Origin of the sequence: Nocardia vulneris, assembly GCF_001613425.1 — a bacterium.
Lineage (GTDB): Bacteria > Actinomycetota > Actinomycetes > Mycobacteriales > Mycobacteriaceae > Nocardia > Nocardia vulneris.
On sequence record NZ_BDCI01000022.1, the window covers coordinates 103,913 to 117,924 of the forward strand.

The 14,012-nt window shown below is 68.6% G+C and carries 12 protein-coding genes; 6 read left to right on the forward strand and 6 right to left on the reverse strand.

The window, feature by feature from the left end; translation table 11 throughout:
* The first annotated feature begins 142 nt into the window (after nucleotides 1-142).
* Both NVU01S_RS23695 and NVU01S_RS23700 read left to right on the forward strand, forming a co-directional pair.
* Entirely contained in the window at nucleotides 143-1,534 is a 1,392-nt protein-coding gene (locus tag NVU01S_RS23695; RefSeq protein ID WP_244467279.1) for a DUF445 domain-containing protein, read from the forward strand.
* Nucleotides 1,525-2,409: an Abi-alpha family protein gene (locus NVU01S_RS23700; protein WP_043671790.1), complete on the forward strand. Its 885-nt coding sequence runs from the start codon at nucleotides 1,525-1,527 to the stop codon at nucleotides 2,407-2,409. The genes NVU01S_RS23695 and NVU01S_RS23700 overlap by 10 nt, the downstream gene beginning before the upstream one ends.
* Nucleotides 2,410-2,472: 63 nt before the next feature.
* On the opposite strand, the gene NVU01S_RS23705 is transcribed toward NVU01S_RS23700, so the two are convergent.
* A complete protein-coding gene (locus tag NVU01S_RS23705) occupies nucleotides 2,473-4,272 on the reverse strand; it encodes an ABC-F family ATP-binding cassette domain-containing protein (protein ID WP_043671793.1) in 1,800 nt (599 codons plus the stop codon).
* A 273-nt stretch (nucleotides 4,273-4,545) separates the two neighbouring features.
* On the opposite strand from NVU01S_RS23705, the gene NVU01S_RS23710 reads away from it, so the two are divergent.
* Nucleotides 4,546-5,394, forward strand: a complete 849-nt coding sequence (locus NVU01S_RS23710) for an LLM class flavin-dependent oxidoreductase (protein ID WP_043671796.1) — start codon at nucleotides 4,546-4,548, stop codon at nucleotides 5,392-5,394.
* Here the strand turns inward: NVU01S_RS23710 and NVU01S_RS23715 are convergent, their stop codons facing one another.
* Nucleotides 5,395-6,330, reverse strand: a complete 936-nt coding sequence (locus tag NVU01S_RS23715; RefSeq protein WP_043671798.1) for a 4-(cytidine 5'-diphospho)-2-C-methyl-D-erythritol kinase — start codon at nucleotides 6,328-6,330, stop codon at nucleotides 5,395-5,397.
* Nucleotides 6,331-6,569: 239 nt separating this feature from the next.
* On the opposite strand from NVU01S_RS23715, the gene NVU01S_RS23720 reads away from it, so the two are divergent.
* Nucleotides 6,570-6,776 (forward strand): heavy-metal-associated domain-containing protein, encoded by a 207-nt coding sequence (locus NVU01S_RS23720; RefSeq protein WP_029900442.1) that lies wholly within the window; start codon nucleotides 6,570-6,572, stop codon nucleotides 6,774-6,776.
* Nucleotides 6,777-7,160: 384 nt separating this feature from the next.
* Here the strand turns inward: NVU01S_RS23720 and rsmA are convergent, their stop codons facing one another.
* The 4 genes from rsmA to NVU01S_RS23740 form a co-directional block, all read right to left on the reverse strand.
* Nucleotides 7,161-8,042 carry a 16S rRNA (adenine(1518)-N(6)/adenine(1519)-N(6))-dimethyltransferase RsmA gene (rsmA, locus tag NVU01S_RS23725; protein ID WP_043671801.1) on the reverse strand — a complete coding sequence of 294 codons (882 nt, stop codon included), beginning with the start codon at nucleotides 8,040-8,042 and terminating at the stop codon, nucleotides 7,161-7,163.
* Nucleotides 8,043-8,074: 32 nt separating this feature from the next.
* On the reverse strand, nucleotides 8,075-9,226 hold the full coding sequence (locus tag NVU01S_RS23730; protein ID WP_043671805.1) for a lipase family protein: 1,152 nt from the start codon (nucleotides 9,224-9,226) through the stop codon (nucleotides 8,075-8,077).
* Between the two features lie 154 nt (nucleotides 9,227-9,380).
* Nucleotides 9,381-10,508 (reverse strand): resuscitation-promoting factor, encoded by a 1,128-nt coding sequence (locus tag NVU01S_RS23735; RefSeq protein WP_043671957.1) that lies wholly within the window; start codon nucleotides 10,506-10,508, stop codon nucleotides 9,381-9,383.
* Between the two features lie 246 nt (nucleotides 10,509-10,754).
* A complete protein-coding gene (locus NVU01S_RS23740; RefSeq protein WP_043671806.1) occupies nucleotides 10,755-11,582 on the reverse strand; it encodes a TatD family hydrolase in 828 nt (275 codons plus the stop codon).
* Nucleotides 11,583-11,656: 74 nt separating this feature from the next.
* Between NVU01S_RS23740 and metG the strand changes: the two genes are divergently transcribed.
* Nucleotides 11,657-13,216 carry a methionine--tRNA ligase gene (gene metG / locus NVU01S_RS23745; protein ID WP_043671960.1) on the forward strand — a complete coding sequence of 520 codons (1,560 nt, stop codon included), beginning with the start codon at nucleotides 11,657-11,659 and terminating at the stop codon, nucleotides 13,214-13,216.
* Nucleotides 13,217-13,322: 106 nt separating this feature from the next.
* A complete protein-coding gene (locus tag NVU01S_RS23750) occupies nucleotides 13,323-14,006 on the forward strand; it encodes a TetR/AcrR family transcriptional regulator (RefSeq protein WP_043671809.1) in 684 nt (227 codons plus the stop codon).
* The last annotated feature ends 6 nt before the right edge of the window (nucleotides 14,007-14,012 follow it).

Consider the following 14,012-nt stretch of genomic DNA (forward strand, 5'->3'; position numbering starts at 1 on the left):
CCCTGTGTCGTTGGTCATTGTCGCGGTAGGACCGGGCAGGCGCGGCATTGCCGACAAACACTGTGACCGATATCTCGGCGCGGTTCACCGCGGAGCCACCCGCGCGAGCGGATCCGGTCGGTCTCGCCACAATAGAGTCCCGATGCCGACAGGGTGCTACTTTGATGTTCCGGTGAGGCGGCGGTCACCGGAGTGTCGGCAGGAGGGTGTCGTGTTAGAGAGCGTGTTCGGAATCCACCCGACAATCCTGCTCGAGCTATTGACGATCCCACTTTTTACCGGGGTCATCGGGTACATAACCAACTGGACCGGCGTGCTGATGCTGTTCCGGCCGATCGCGTTCCATGGGGTGCGACTACCCGGACTTCGCGCGCTGTACCCCTTCCTGCCCAAACGAATTCAAGTGCTGCCGCTGCTGAGTTATGACGGGCGATTCGGCTGGCAGGGCATCGTGCCCTCGCGTGCGGACAAGATGGCGAGCATCGCCGTCGACAAGGGTCTGGCCAAACTGGGCAGCGTCGCCGACTTCTACCGCGAACTGGAGCCGGACAAGCTCGCCGAACATCTCGCCAGCATCGCCGACGAACAGATCCAGGACATCGTCGAAGAAATTCTCAAACGGGAACATCCACAGCTCTGGTACAACCTGCCGACCCAAGTCCGCGAGATGGTGCACGCGCGGGTCAAGCAGCAACTGCCGGATATTCTGCGCGAGCTCACAGATGAATTGGGCGCGAATATTGATCAACTGCTCGATGTGAAGCAGATGGTGATTCGCTACTTCCAGGCCCGGCCGCAACTGCTCAACACGCTGTTCCAGGTACTCGGCGCAAAAGAGCTGCGGTTCATGATCAACTTCGGCTTTTTCTTCGGCGCGCCGATGGGCGCGATCGTGGTCGCCGTGCTGCACCTGACCGGATGGTCGACCCTGGTCGTATTGCCGATCGGCGGCGTGATCATCGGCTGGGTGGTCAACTGGGTCGGCATCAATATGATCTTCGCGCCCGCGTACCCGAAGTGGTGGTGCCCGTGGCGGCAAGGGCTGCTGATCAAGCGCCAGTCCGAGATCACCGACGGCTACGCCGAATTGGTGTCCAGTCAGGTGATGACCGTCGCCAACATCGGCGACGAACTGCTCAACGGACCGCGCTCGGACCGGACCATGCAGATGCTCGAGGACACGCTGCGCCCCGCCGCGGACCGCGCGCTCGGCCCGGCCCGGCCGGCCGTCAAGTTCATGCTCGGCAGCCGCGAATACGATGCGCTGCAGTCCACGCTGACCACCGAGGCCATGACCATCGCCCCGATCGCGTTCGCCGATCCGGAGTTCAACGTGCGCCAGGGCAGGCATATCAACCAGTACATCGCCAAGCAGATGGCGGCGCTGAAACCGCCGGACTTCGTGGACATGCTGCGCTCGGCCATCAAACAAGATGAGTGGCTGCTTTTTCTGCATGGCGGCGTGTTGGGACTCTTCGCCGGATACGCTCATATCCTGATCTTCGGAACAGGAGTGGCGACCACATGGCTGTAGCGAAACCCGGACCCGGCGACGATGCCGGGGCCGCCGAGCACCACCCCGAGGTCGCCCCGGCGTCCACGGAACTCGCGCGACGGCCGGACAGCGAGGTCTTACGCCGCGACGAATCCCCTTCGCGCGTCTCCTATCCCGTGGCCACCGTGCGTGCGGCCACCGGCGTCGCACGGGTCACCTGGAGCGCGCTGACCGGCGTGACCGCGTGGAGCGTCGGCACCGCGGTCGGCGTCGGCGCGACCGTCGTCCAGCGCAGCATTCAGGGCGTACCTCCGCGAGAAGTGCTGGCCGAGGCCGAATCCGAGGTGCGCGACCGGGTGCGCCGCGCGCTCGGGCTGCCGGAGGCGCCGAACGAGCCTGCCGGACAACCCGTTCCGACGCTGCGCGAGCAGGGCGCGGCGCTGCTGCGCCTGTCGGCGAGCACGCACGGCGAGGACGAGAACCATCCGGCCTTCGCGGGCATGCTCGCCGAGCTGACCCCCGACGAGGCCCGCATCCTGCGCTTCCTGCACATGGACGGCCCGCAACCGTCGATCGATATCCGCACCGGCCGCCCGCGGCTGGGCGCGGAACGGCTCGGCTCCATGCTGACGCTGATCGGCGAGCAGGCCGGACTGCGCTTCCCGAATCGGATCCAGCAGTACCTGACCAACCTGCGCAGGCTCGGCCTGGTCGAGCACACCCGCGAACCGGTCGGCAATCCGAACCGCTATCAGCTGCTGGAAGCCCAGGCACCGGTGCGAGAGCTGTTGAAGCGCTCCGGATTCGGCACCAAGGTGAGCTACCGCAGTGTCGTGCTCACCGGGTTCGGCGCGGACTTCGTGCGCACCTGCATTCCGGTCGTCGTGTCCGACGATCGCGCCGCCGGCCACTAGCCGCGCACAGCTCGTCACCGCCTCGCAGTAGCTATCCGCCGCTGCGAGGGGTGTGCCGCCGGGCTAAACGTCCTCAGCCAGCTCCATCCAGCGTTCCTCGGCGGCTTCCTTGTCCGCCACCACCTGCTTGAGTTCGGCATTGAGCGTGACGAGCTTGTCCGGGTCGGTGGCGGCGTCGGCGAGCGCGGTGTGCAGGCGCTGCTCGCGTTCGTCGAATTTCTCGATGGCGCGCTCCAGCCGGGACAGCTCCTTGCGGGCCGCGCGCTGCGCGGCGGCGTCGGTCACCGGCGCGCCTGGCTTGTCGGCCGTGCGCGTGGCGCTCTGCCCCTGCGCCGCACGCTTTTTCAGATACTCGTCGATCCCGCCGGGCAGGTTGGTGAGTTTGCCGTCGCCGAACAGCGCCCAGGTCGTGTCGCAGATACGCTCGATCAGATAGCGGTCGTGACTGATCACCACGAGGGTGCCCGCCCAGTTGTCGAGCAGGTCTTCCAGCTGCTGCAGGGTGTCGATGTCCAGGTCGTTGGTCGGCTCGTCGAGCAGCAGCACGTTCGGCTCGGCCATCAGGATGCGGGTCAATTGCAGCCTGCGCCGCTCACCACCGGAGAGGTCACCGACCGGGGTGCGCTGGCGCGCCGGGCTGAAGCCGAGTCGCTCGGCCAGCTGACCGGCCGAGATCTCCTTGTCGCCCAGCATGATTCGCTGCGCCACCTGCTGCACCGCTTCCAGCACCCACATATCGGTCGGCAGATCGTCGAGTTCCTGCCGCAGCCAGCCGATCTGCACCGTCTGACCCTGAATCCGCTTGCCCGCGGCCGGTTCGGTGTCTCCGGCCAGGGTGCGCAGCAGCGTCGTCTTGCCGGAACCGTTCACCCCGACCAGACCGACCCGCTCGCCCGGCGCGAGCCGCCAGGTCAAGTCGCGCACCAACTCCCGGCCGTCCGGCGTGGTGAGGGTGGTGTCCTCGAGCTCGATGACGACGCGACCGAGGCGCTTGCGCGCGAACGCGGCCAGCGAGACGCTGTCGCGCGGCGGCGGCACGTCGGCGATCAGTGCCTCGGCCGCCTCCACCCGGTAGCGCGGCTTGGAGGTCCGGGCCTTCGCGCCGCGGCGCAGCCAGGCCAGTTCCTTGCGCGCCAGATTGCTGCGCCGCGCCTCGCTGGCATCGGCCTGCCTGGCCCGTTCGGCGCGGGCGAAGATCCAGTCGCCGTAGCCGCCCTCGTAGCTTTCGACCTTGCCGCCGACCACCTCCCAGGTGTCGGTGGCGACGGTGTCGAGGAACCAGCGATCGTGGGTCACCACGACCAGCGCGCTGCGGCGTTCGAGCAGATGCGCGGCCAGCCACTGCACGCCCTCGACGTCGAGGTGGTTGGTCGGTTCGTCGAGCACGAGCAGGTCGAGGTCGCGGACCAGGGCAGCGGCCAGCGCGACGCGGCGCCGCTCACCACCGGACAGGTTGTCGATCGAGGTCTGCAAGCCGAGCCCGGCGATGCCGATGCCCTCCAGCACCGAGCGGATTCGCGGATTCGCGGCCCACTCGTGTTCGGCGACCTCGTCCGGCCCGCCCGCTACCCCGTTCAAGTCGTCGGCCAGTCCCGCCAGCACCACCGAACCGACCGTCGCGCCCGGCGGCAGTACGCCGCGCTGCGTCACCACCGCGAGCCGCAGTCCGCCGACCCGGCTGACCCGGCCGCTGTCCGGCGGCTCCAGGCCGGTGAGCACCTCGAGCAAGGTGGTCTTGCCACCTCCGTTCAGACCGACGACCCCGATGCGCTCGCCCGCGTGCACGCCGAGTGACACGTTGTCGAGCAGCGGGGTGATCCCGAAGCTCTTGGAGACTTGCTCGAGGTTGATCAGGTTGGACATGGATCCTTCCGGGCTGCGCGGGGGCGGGACTGATACCGCCCTGAGCCAGGGTACTGAGCGCGTCCGCACGGGCCTCGACCAGCTGAGCGGTCCGCGGGGGTTGCGCAACGAACGGCGTTCGCCTACATTCGAATACGAACAGCGTTCGTCACGAACAAGGTTAGTTCAGCTTGGGCTCCCTGGAAGTACAGCCGCAGAGAGGAGCCCCACCTCGCCAGGCGAGGTGTGCGAGGGCGGCTCGATCCATTCGCGTTCCCTCCTGGAGGTTCTCCCATGCATGTCGGTCTCGGCCTGCCCATTTCCGATCCCGCGGCACTGCTCGGCTGGGCCAGGCGCGCCGACGCCGGCCCGTTCAGCACCCTCGGCCTGCTCGATCGGCTCGTCTACGACAATCCGGAACCCCTCGTCGCACTGGCCGCGCTCGCCGGCGCAACCAGCCGCATCAAGCTGCAGACCGAGGTGCTCCTCGCGCCGCTGCGCGAGCCCGCACTGCTCGCCAAACAGACGGCCACCCTCGATCGCATGTCCGGCGGCCGCTTCGTGCTCGGCCTCGGCGTCGGCGGCCGCGCGGACGACCACCTCGCCTCCGGCACCGACCTGCGTACCCGTGGCCGCCGCCTGGACGAACAGCTGGACGTGCTGCGCCGCGTCTGGTCCGGCGCACCCTACGGCGCCGGCTGCGGCCCGATCGGTCCCGCCCCGGCGCAGTCCGACGGGCCCGAATTGCTCTTCGGCGGCTTCCAACCCGCCGCGATCGACCGCGTAGGTCGTTGGGGTGGCGGACTTCTCGCCGCCGCCGCGCCGTCCTGGGCCGGTGGCCTCTTCGACACCGCCCGGCGCTCCTGGACCGAGCACGGCCGCCCCGGCGCGCCGCGCATCGTCGCCCAGGTCAACGTCGCACTCGGCGATCGGCACCTGATCGATGCCGCCTGTGCCGCCATGGGTGCCTACTACGAATTCAGCGGTCGCGCCGACTACATGGTCGCCGGCATGCTCACCACCCCCGACGACATCCGCTCGGCGATCAAGCAATTCGCGGATCTGGGCGCCGACGAGGTCATGCTCTACTGCTACGGCGACGACGCCGACCAGATCGACCGGCTCGCCGACGTGATCGCCTGATCAGTGCTTTCCGGGCGGCTCGCTGTTGAGCACCCGGGCACCCGCGACCGGCCCGCTGGCGGTGCGCACGCTGCGGCACACACCCGCGCCGGCCAGTTCGGCCGCCACCGCCACCGCGGATTCCTCGCTCGCACAAAGGAATGCGCAGGTGGGACCGGAACCGGAGACCAAGCCCGCCAGCGCGCCGGCATCGACGCCGGCGCGCAGCGTACGCCGCAACTCCGGCTGCAACGACAGCGCCGCCGCCTGCAGGTCGTTACCCAGCAGCGGGGCGAGCTGTTTCGGATCGCCGAAGGCCAAGGCCTGCATCAATTGCTGGGGTTCACCGAGCCGGGGCGGGGCGCCGTTGGCGCGCAGCCGGTCCAGTTCGGCGAATACCGCGGGCGTGGACAAGCCGACCTTGGCCAGGGCGAGCACCCAGTGAAAGGTGTTGCGGGACAGCACCGGAAGCAGGCGCTCGCCGCGTCCGGTGCCGAGCGCGGTACCGCCGTGCAGTGCGAACGGGACGTCACTGCCGAGTTCGGCGGCGATCGCGGCCAGTTCCTCGCGGCCCAGCCCGAGGTCCCACAGCTCGTTGAGGCCGACCAGGGTCGCTGCGGCGTCGGCACTGCCACCCGCCATGCCGCCGGCCACCGGAATGCCCTTGGCGATGGCGATTTCCACCAGCGGCGCGCGACCCGCCAGATGCGCGAGGCGAACGGCCGCTTTCCACACCAGATTGGTGCGGTCGGTCGGCACCTGCGCGGCGCCCTCGCCGGACACCCGCACCGCGAGCGAGGCGGCGGGGGCGATCTCCAGGTCATCGCTGAGCGAGAGCGCCTGGAAGACCGTCGTCAGGTCGTGAAAGCCGTCCGCGCGCAGGTCACCGACGCCGAGATGGAGGTTCACCTTGGACGGTGCCCGCACGGTGATGGGACTGGGGACAACTGACAGCACGATGCCCTAGCGTAACGGGTGGGCTCGGCGGTTGCTCGCGTCGATATGCGCCTTTCACCCGATGTGAATCTTTCGGTTACGGCAACCCGCCACGGGGGCCGTCGATCCAGCGATCAACGCTGCGGTGACCCTCGTTCGCGCTAGGGAACGAAGCCTTGCCACCAATACCCCTTGGGGGTATGTTCGAACTGTCGGGGTACCCCCGGCCCGTATGATGGACCTAAGCGAAGGAGTCGGAGATGCCCAGTTCCACCTACACCGTCACGGGGATGACCTGCGGGCACTGCGTGAGCTCCGTCAAGACGGAAATCGGCAAGATCGACGGCGTCACCAGCGTCGACGTGGATCTCGCCAGCGGCGCGGTCACGGTCGCGAGCACCGCGCCGATCGCGGACACCGATATCGCCGCCGCCGTGGACGAGGCAGGTTACGAAGTCGCCGTCTGACCGCACGACTCGGCCGAAACCGGCCGGTCCCCTGGGTTTTTCGGACACCGAGCCGGACGGCACCCCGCCGTCCGGCTTCTGCGTGCGGGCACTAGTATGACGTTTCCGGAGTGTGCCCACACGAATCATCCACAGGCTCATCCACATCCGACGGAGGGCACGTCGGCGCCGTGGCCACCTCCCGGCAGACTGCCGGTCGAGATCTGCGCGCACCCCCGCTGAGCTGTGATTCTCGCGCTCTACGGATCGATAAGGCCGCCAATCGAATCGGCCGCGAGCCCGCGCCGCAAACCTCGGCGCGTACCGTGTCAAATCTGAGTTATCCACAATCCGCATCGCCGAATGAGCTGGCAGCGCAGGGAAACCGACCAGTCCGGCGACGAGTCAAGCCTGCGCGGCCAGCCGGACGAAAGCCGCGGTGTCCAGCGTCTCACCCCGCGCTGTCGGCGCGATGCCCGCGGCGACCAAGCGCCGCTCGGCTTCGGCGGGCGAGCCCGCCCAGCCGGAAAGGGCCGCGCGCAGGGTCTTTCGCCGTTGCGCGAAAGCTGCGTCGACCACCTCGAACACGCGGCGACGGTGCTCGGCATCGATCGGCCACGGCGGTTCGGCGTAGCGCTCGACCCGGACCAGACCCGAGTCGACCCGCGGCACCGGCCAGAAGACCTGCGTGCCGACCGCACCCGCGCGCCGGACCTTGCCGAAGAAGCCCGCCTTCACACTGGGCACGCCGTACACGCGGCTGCCCGGCTCGGCGGCGAGCCGGTCGGCCACCTCCGCCTGCACCATCACCAAAGAGACCGCGATGCTGGGCAATTCGGCCAGCAGGTGCAGCAGCACCGGCACCGCGACGTTGTACGGCAGATTCGCCACCAGCGCGGTCGGCGTCGCGGGCAGATCCGCCGCCGCGACGCGCAACGCGTCGGCCTCCACCACCGACAACCGGTCGGCCAGGGCCGGCGCCCGGTCCGCGACGGTCACCGGCAGGTGCCGCGCGAGCACCGGGTCGATCTCGACCGCGACCACCGAATCCACCACATCGAGCAAGGCCAGCGTCAGCGAACCCAGTCCGGGTCCGACCTCGAGCACCACGTCGTCACGCCCGACCCCGGCCGCCGTGACGATGCGGCGCACGGTGTTCGCGTCGTGCACGAAGTTCTGCCCGAGCTGCTTGGTCGGCCGCACGCCGAGTCGCTCGGCCAGCACCCGCACCTCGGCGGGGCCCAGCAGAGCGGCACTCCCACGACCAGCAATTTCGGCTTCGGACACCCAGAGAACCTATCAACCCTGCCGCGGCGGTCCTACCGCTCGGCCGGGCTCGCCTTGATGCGGTCCAGGAACGCGTCGATCGCGCTCTGCATGGCGGGGCTGATCTGGGTGTGCTTGCCGGTGCCGAGGACGGTCTGGAAGTCGACGCCGTTGGCGGCGAACTGCGCGGCCAGCGCGCCGTGCAGCGGGGCGGGCACGACGGTGTCGGTGACGTTGAGCAGCAACAGAATCGGCGCGTTGTATCCGGTGGTGGGCACGGTCAGGTACTCGTTCAGCGCGGAACGGATGGGCTCGGTGGCGAGCGGCTCGTCGAGCAGATCGGCGACGCCGAGCCCGCGCACCCGGTCCCCGATGCGGTCCAGGCACAGGGTGCCGACGCTGTCCAGCACGGCCCGGCCCTGCGGGGTGAGGTACTGATCGACGCGCACGTCGGGGTGCGCGGCGCGCAGGCCCGCCAGGATGCTGACGAAGAAGCTCATCGCGCCGTCGGCGTCGGGCAGCGGGGGCACCAGCGGACCGGCGAGCGGCAGCACCTTCTCCACATCGGATTCGGGGTCGATCGCCACGGTGCCACGGAAATCGAGGTCCGGTGCGTAGGTCACCTGCCGATGCGCGGTGGCCAGCGCGGCCTGTCCGCCCTGTGAGCCGCCGAAAACCGCCCAGGTGCGGGAGAGTTCGGGATGGGCCGCGCGGGCCGCGTGCAGCAGGTCGAGCGTGGCCGTCGCCTCGGTGCTGGTCTCGAGATAGGGATGCGGGCCGGTATTGAACCGGCCGAGCCCGAGGTAATCCGGCGCGACCACCGCGAAGCCGCGGGACAGGAAGCCCTGGATCAGCGCGTCCTCTTTGGCCCGGCTCTCCGGATACGGCCGTCCGGCCGGATCCGACTGGCCGCCGCAGCCCATGCCGAGCCCGGTGGTGCCGTGGTCGTAGGCGATGACCGGCCAGCCCGCCGCGGGGGCGGTGCCGCGGGGCACGAAGAGCGCGCCGCTGGCCGGCCGGGGTGTCCCGTCCGAACCGCGCATCCAGTACTCGACGACCGAACCGCCCGAGGTGCCGCGCCACCCGTCCGGCTGCGCGATCTCCGCGATCAGCGACCCGGGCGCGGCCGCGTGCGCGGGCGCGATCTGCACACACAACGCGGCACTCGCCGACAAGATCGTCACCGCGACTGCTCGCTTGCACATCTGGACAACTCGCACCGCGCACCTCACAACCCGACCCACACCGTCAGCAAACCTGGACGAGTGTATAGATCAATCGGAGAGTGCCAGGTCGGCGTGGCGCGGCCGCGAATCACGAACGAATTCGGGGATCACCGGACGTGACCGGCGTCACCGCTCAGCTGATGCCGAGCCGGCTGGTGCAGGCGGGCCACGCGCCCCACCCCTGGCGGGCGCGGGTGATTTCGGCGATGGCGATCTGTTCCTCGCGGGTGGCGAGGTCGGCGCGCGGCGCGTACTTCAGACCGCCCTGGCGCTCCCAGGTGCCCTGGTCGAATTGGATGCCGCCGTAGTACCCGTTGCCGTTGTTGATGCTCCAGTTGCCGGTGGACTCACAGCGGGCCAGCGCGTCCCAGGTCGCGCCGTCGCGCACCGGCGGCACCTCGGTACCGGGCTTGGCACCCTTGCGCACGGTCTTCGGCTGGGCCGTGACCGTCACGGTCGAGTCGATCGGCTTACGGTCCACCTCGACGCCGTTGACCATGGTGACCGCGAAGGTGACGTCCTGCACCCCGGGCGCGCCGGGGGTCTCCACCACCGACCGGCTCATGTTCATGGTCGGGTCTTCGATCACGTTCTCCGGCGGATCGAGCGGCAGCGTCTCGGTTCGGTTCTCGGTTCGCTTGCGCGTCACGGTGATTCGCTGCCCCTCGGTGAGCGGCGTGGACGCCGCGGGCTCGACGGTGTCCTGCTCGAGCAGCGGAACGCCGGCCACCGCGAGGAATTCGCCGACCGTCGGCGCCGCGAGGCGGACATCGACGAAGGAGCCGACGCCGTCGCGCAGCGCGACCGACCGGGGCGTCGCGACCCGCAGCGCGGCGCCTTCCAGGGGGAGCTTCTCGGTGCGCGCGGGGGAAACGTAGACCTCCCGGGGCAGATCGAGTTGTTCGAGCGCCTCACCGGCGGTCAGGCCGGTGGTCCACACCTTGCGTGCCTGACCGTCGACCTGCAATTCGACCTCTCGGGCCCGATTGAGCGTGATGGTCGCGCCGTCACCGATGCGGGCGGCCAGCGCGGGCGCCACCTTGTCGCGCTCGGTGACGGCGAAACCCGCCGCCCGCAGCACGCCGCGCACATCGGTGGACATCGTGGTCTCGAACAGCTTCTCGCCGTCCACGACCACGGTCACCGTCTTGCGGTTCACGATCGCCAGGCCGGCCCCGACGATCAACGTCATCAGCAGTGCCGCGACCGCCGCGTACAGCAGCGGCGAGCGGGACTGGTTGATCCGCGTGATCGGCCACAGCATCGCGGAGCGATCCAGTGGGACGCGGCGGTCGGGCAACGGATGGGCCATGGTCACAGCACGATAACGAAGGGGTCGGGGGCCGACAACCTAAAGTTGCTTCAGCTGGGGCTTTCAATATCACGGAGCGATATCGACACCGCAGGTTAATCACGAAACGGGGCCAGCACAGTGACGTAGGACACACTTCGCATATCCAGGCCCCTTGCGGGTATCCGCGCGGGGCCGCGGAATCCGGCGTGCCGGTCAAATGCCGTAGACGCGGCGTGCGTTGGCCGTGCTGATCTTCGCGAGTTCCGCCGGGTCCTGTTCCCGAATTTCCGCGAGCGCGCGCACGGTGTACGGCAAGCAGTACGGCTCATTGGGCGCACCGCGAAATGGATGCGGAGTCAGATAGGGCGCGTCCGTTTCGACCAGAATTTGCTCGTCGGGCACGACCTTCGCGGCCTCACGCAACTCGTGCGCATTCTTGAAACTCACCGTGCCGGAGAAACTCAGCACATAGCCCTCGGCCACGCAGGACAGCGCCATATTCGTATCCGACGAAAAGCAGTGGAAGATCACGGTGTCCGGCGCGCCCTCGTCCAGCAGCACGGTCAGCAGATCGTGATCGGCTTCGCGATTGTGGATCATCAGCGGTTTGCGCAGCCGCTTCGCCAGATCGATGTGCCAGCGGAAACCCTCGATCTGCGTCTCGATATCGGCACAGCCGTCCAGCTTGCCCGGCCAGTAATAGTCCAGGCCGGTCTCGCCGATCGCCACCACCCTGGGGTCCGCGCCGAGCCGTGCCAACTCCGCCTTCGCCGCGTCGTCGAGCGCGTTCGCACGCGTCGGATGCAGGGCGACCGCGGCGTACACGCGCGAATCCCAGTGCGCGGCTTGCACAGCCCACTGCGCCGCCGCCAGATCGTCGGCGACGGTCACCACCTGTCCGACGCCGACCGAGACCGCCCGATCCACGATCGCCGCGGTGGAGGCCGCGTCGGTGGCACCGCAGGCATCGAGGTGGGTGTGCGCGTCGATGATCGGCGCGAGCGGCTCGGGCAGGTCCGGAGCTGGGCGCTTGCCGCTCATCGGACGCTCCCGGCGACGGTGCAGTGGATGTTCACGCGAACGAGGAAGACCACGCGGATTACAGTAGACGCACCATGAGCGACGTCGACCGCCCCGCCTTCTACATCACCACGGCCATCGCGTACCCCAACGGTGCGCCGCATATCGGGCATGCGTACGAGTACATCTCGGCCGATGCCATCGCCCGGTTCAAACGTCTCGACGGGTACGACGTCTTCTTCATGACGGGTACCGACGAGCACGGCCAGAAGATGCAGCAGACGGCCGTCGCCGAGGGCATCCCGGTGCAGGAGCTCGCGGCGCGCAACTCCGATGTGTTCGAGGCGATGGACAAGACGCTCGACATCTCCTTCGACCGGTTCATCCGCACCACCGACGAGGATCACCGAGCGGCCAGCGTGGCGATCTGGGAGCGGATGCTCGCCAACGGCGACATCTACCTCGGCAACTACTCGGGCTGGTACTCGGTACGCGACGAGGCGTTCTACACCGAGGAAGAGACCACGCTGCTCGACGACGGCACCCGGATCTCCACCGAGTCGAAGACGCCGGTCACCTGGACCGAGGAATCGAACTACTTCTTCCGGCTCTCCGCCTACCAGGACAAGCTGCTCGCACTGTACGAGGAGCATCCCGAATTCATCGCGCCCGCAACGCGACGCAACGAGATCGTCAGCTACGTCAAGGCGGGGCTGAAGGATCTGTCCATCTCGCGCACCACCTTCGACTGGGGTGTGCCGGTGCCGGGTCATCCCGACCACGTGATGTACGTATGGGTGGACGCGCTCACCAACTACATCACCGGCGTCGGCTTCCCGGACACCGAATCCGCTGCGTTCCAACGGTTCTGGCCCGCCGACGTGCACATCATCGGCAAGGACATCACGCGGTTCCACACCGTCTACTGGCCCGCGTTCCTGCTGTCGGCCGGGGTGCAGCTGCCGAAACGCGTTTACGTGCACGGGTTCCTGTACAACAAGGGCGAGAAGATGTCCAAGTCGGTCGGCAACGTGGTCGACCCGCTCGCGCTGGTGGAGAGCTACGGCCTGGACGCGGTGCGCTTCTTCCTGCTCCGCGAGATCTCCTACGGCCAGGACGGCAGCTACAGCCACGAGGCGATCGTCGGCCGGATCAACACGGATCTGGCCAACGAGTTCGGCAATCTCGTGCAGCGCAGCACCAAGCTGGTGGCGCGGGACTGCGAGGGCGTGGTGCCGACGCCCGGCGAGTTCACCGCCGACGACCGCGCCCTGCTCGACCTCGCCAACGGGCTGCTCGACCGCTGCCGCACCGAATTCGACACCCAGCAGCTGCATCTCGCGCTGGAGGCGATCTGGCTGACGCTCGGCGAGACCAACCGGTACTTCTCCGCGCAGGCGCCGTGGGCGCTGGCCAAGGCGGGTACACCCGAGGATCTGGCGCGCGAGGCGACCGTGCTGTACGTGACGCTCGAGGTGCTGCGCATCGTCGCGATCCTGGTGCAGCCGGTGATGCCGGGTTCGGCGGGCAAGATCCTCGATCAGCTCGGCCAGTCCGAGCGCACGTTCGCCGATATCGCGACCCCGATCGTGCCCGGTGTCGCGCTGCCCGCGCCGGAACCGGTGTACCCCAAGTACATCGAGCCCAAGGAGTAACCGCGCTCTCGGCGGCCGACCCCCTACCGGTGCGTAATCGCCTGGCGCGCATCGGGATAATGCCGGGTTACGGTTGCTCGTGGTCGGCCGACGAGGGAGGGCAGTTATGCGCCGGGAGTTAGCGACAGAGGCGACAGCGCGGGCTACGGGTGGCGCCGCGGGACCGAGTTCAGGCTTCGCCGACCGGCACCGGGCGGCCCGCGACGCGGTGCTGGTGTCGCAGCGCGGACGCCTGATCGAGGCGATGGTCGAATGCGTGGACTGCAAGGGCTATCCGGCCACGACGCTCACCGATATCGTTGCCCGCGCCCGGGTTTCGCGCAGCACCTTCTACGAGCATTTCGCCAACAAGGAGGAGTGTTTCGTCGAGGCGGTGCACACCGGCGTCGATATCGTGGCGAGCCGGATCGCCGAGGAACTGGCGCAGCTGGCGCCGGACGCCGACGCCGCGGCGCGGATCGAGTCGATCGTCGTCACCTTCTGCGAAACCGTGGCCACCGAACCGGATTTCGCCCGGCTGATCCTCGTCGAATCGTTCAAGGTGAACCAGCAGGCCGTCGACTACCGTGATCTCGCGGTGGATCGCTTCGCCGAGCTGTACCGGATCTTCTATCATCAAGCGCGCCAAGCCGATCCGGCGCTGCCCGCGCTTTCCGACGAGTTGATCGCGCTCATCCCGGACGCCATCGGCGAGCGCACCCGTCGCGTCATCGTCGCCCAGGGCCCGGCGCACGTCCCCGCGCTGGCGCCCTTGTTCATCGAGTTCGTCACCACGACGCTGGCGCTCTAGGCCTGG

Bases quoted from the DNA above. Each gene is read 5' to 3' on its own strand.
- NVU01S_RS23695 (WP_244467279.1), top strand. From the start codon at position 143: ATGCCGACAGGGTGCTACTTTGATGTTCCGGTGAGGCGGCGGTCACCG.
- metG (WP_043671960.1), top strand. From the start codon at position 11,657: ATGAGCGACGTCGACCGCCCCGCCTTCTACATCACCACGGCCATCGCG.
- NVU01S_RS23750 (WP_043671809.1), top strand. From the start codon at position 13,323: ATGCGCCGGGAGTTAGCGACAGAGGCGACAGCGCGGGCTACGGGTGGC.
- NVU01S_RS23730 (WP_043671805.1), bottom strand. From the start codon at position 9,226: ATGTGCAAGCGAGCAGTCGCGGTGACGATCTTGTCGGCGAGTGCCGCG.
- NVU01S_RS23710 (WP_043671796.1), top strand. From the start codon at position 4,546: ATGCATGTCGGTCTCGGCCTGCCCATTTCCGATCCCGCGGCACTGCTC.
- NVU01S_RS23720 (WP_029900442.1), top strand. From the start codon at position 6,570: ATGCCCAGTTCCACCTACACCGTCACGGGGATGACCTGCGGGCACTGC.
- NVU01S_RS23705 (WP_043671793.1), bottom strand. From the start codon at position 4,272: ATGTCCAACCTGATCAACCTCGAGCAAGTCTCCAAGAGCTTCGGGATC.
- NVU01S_RS23700 (WP_043671790.1), top strand. From the start codon at position 1,525: ATGGCTGTAGCGAAACCCGGACCCGGCGACGATGCCGGGGCCGCCGAG.
- NVU01S_RS23740 (WP_043671806.1), bottom strand. From the start codon at position 11,582: ATGAGCGGCAAGCGCCCAGCTCCGGACCTGCCCGAGCCGCTCGCGCCG.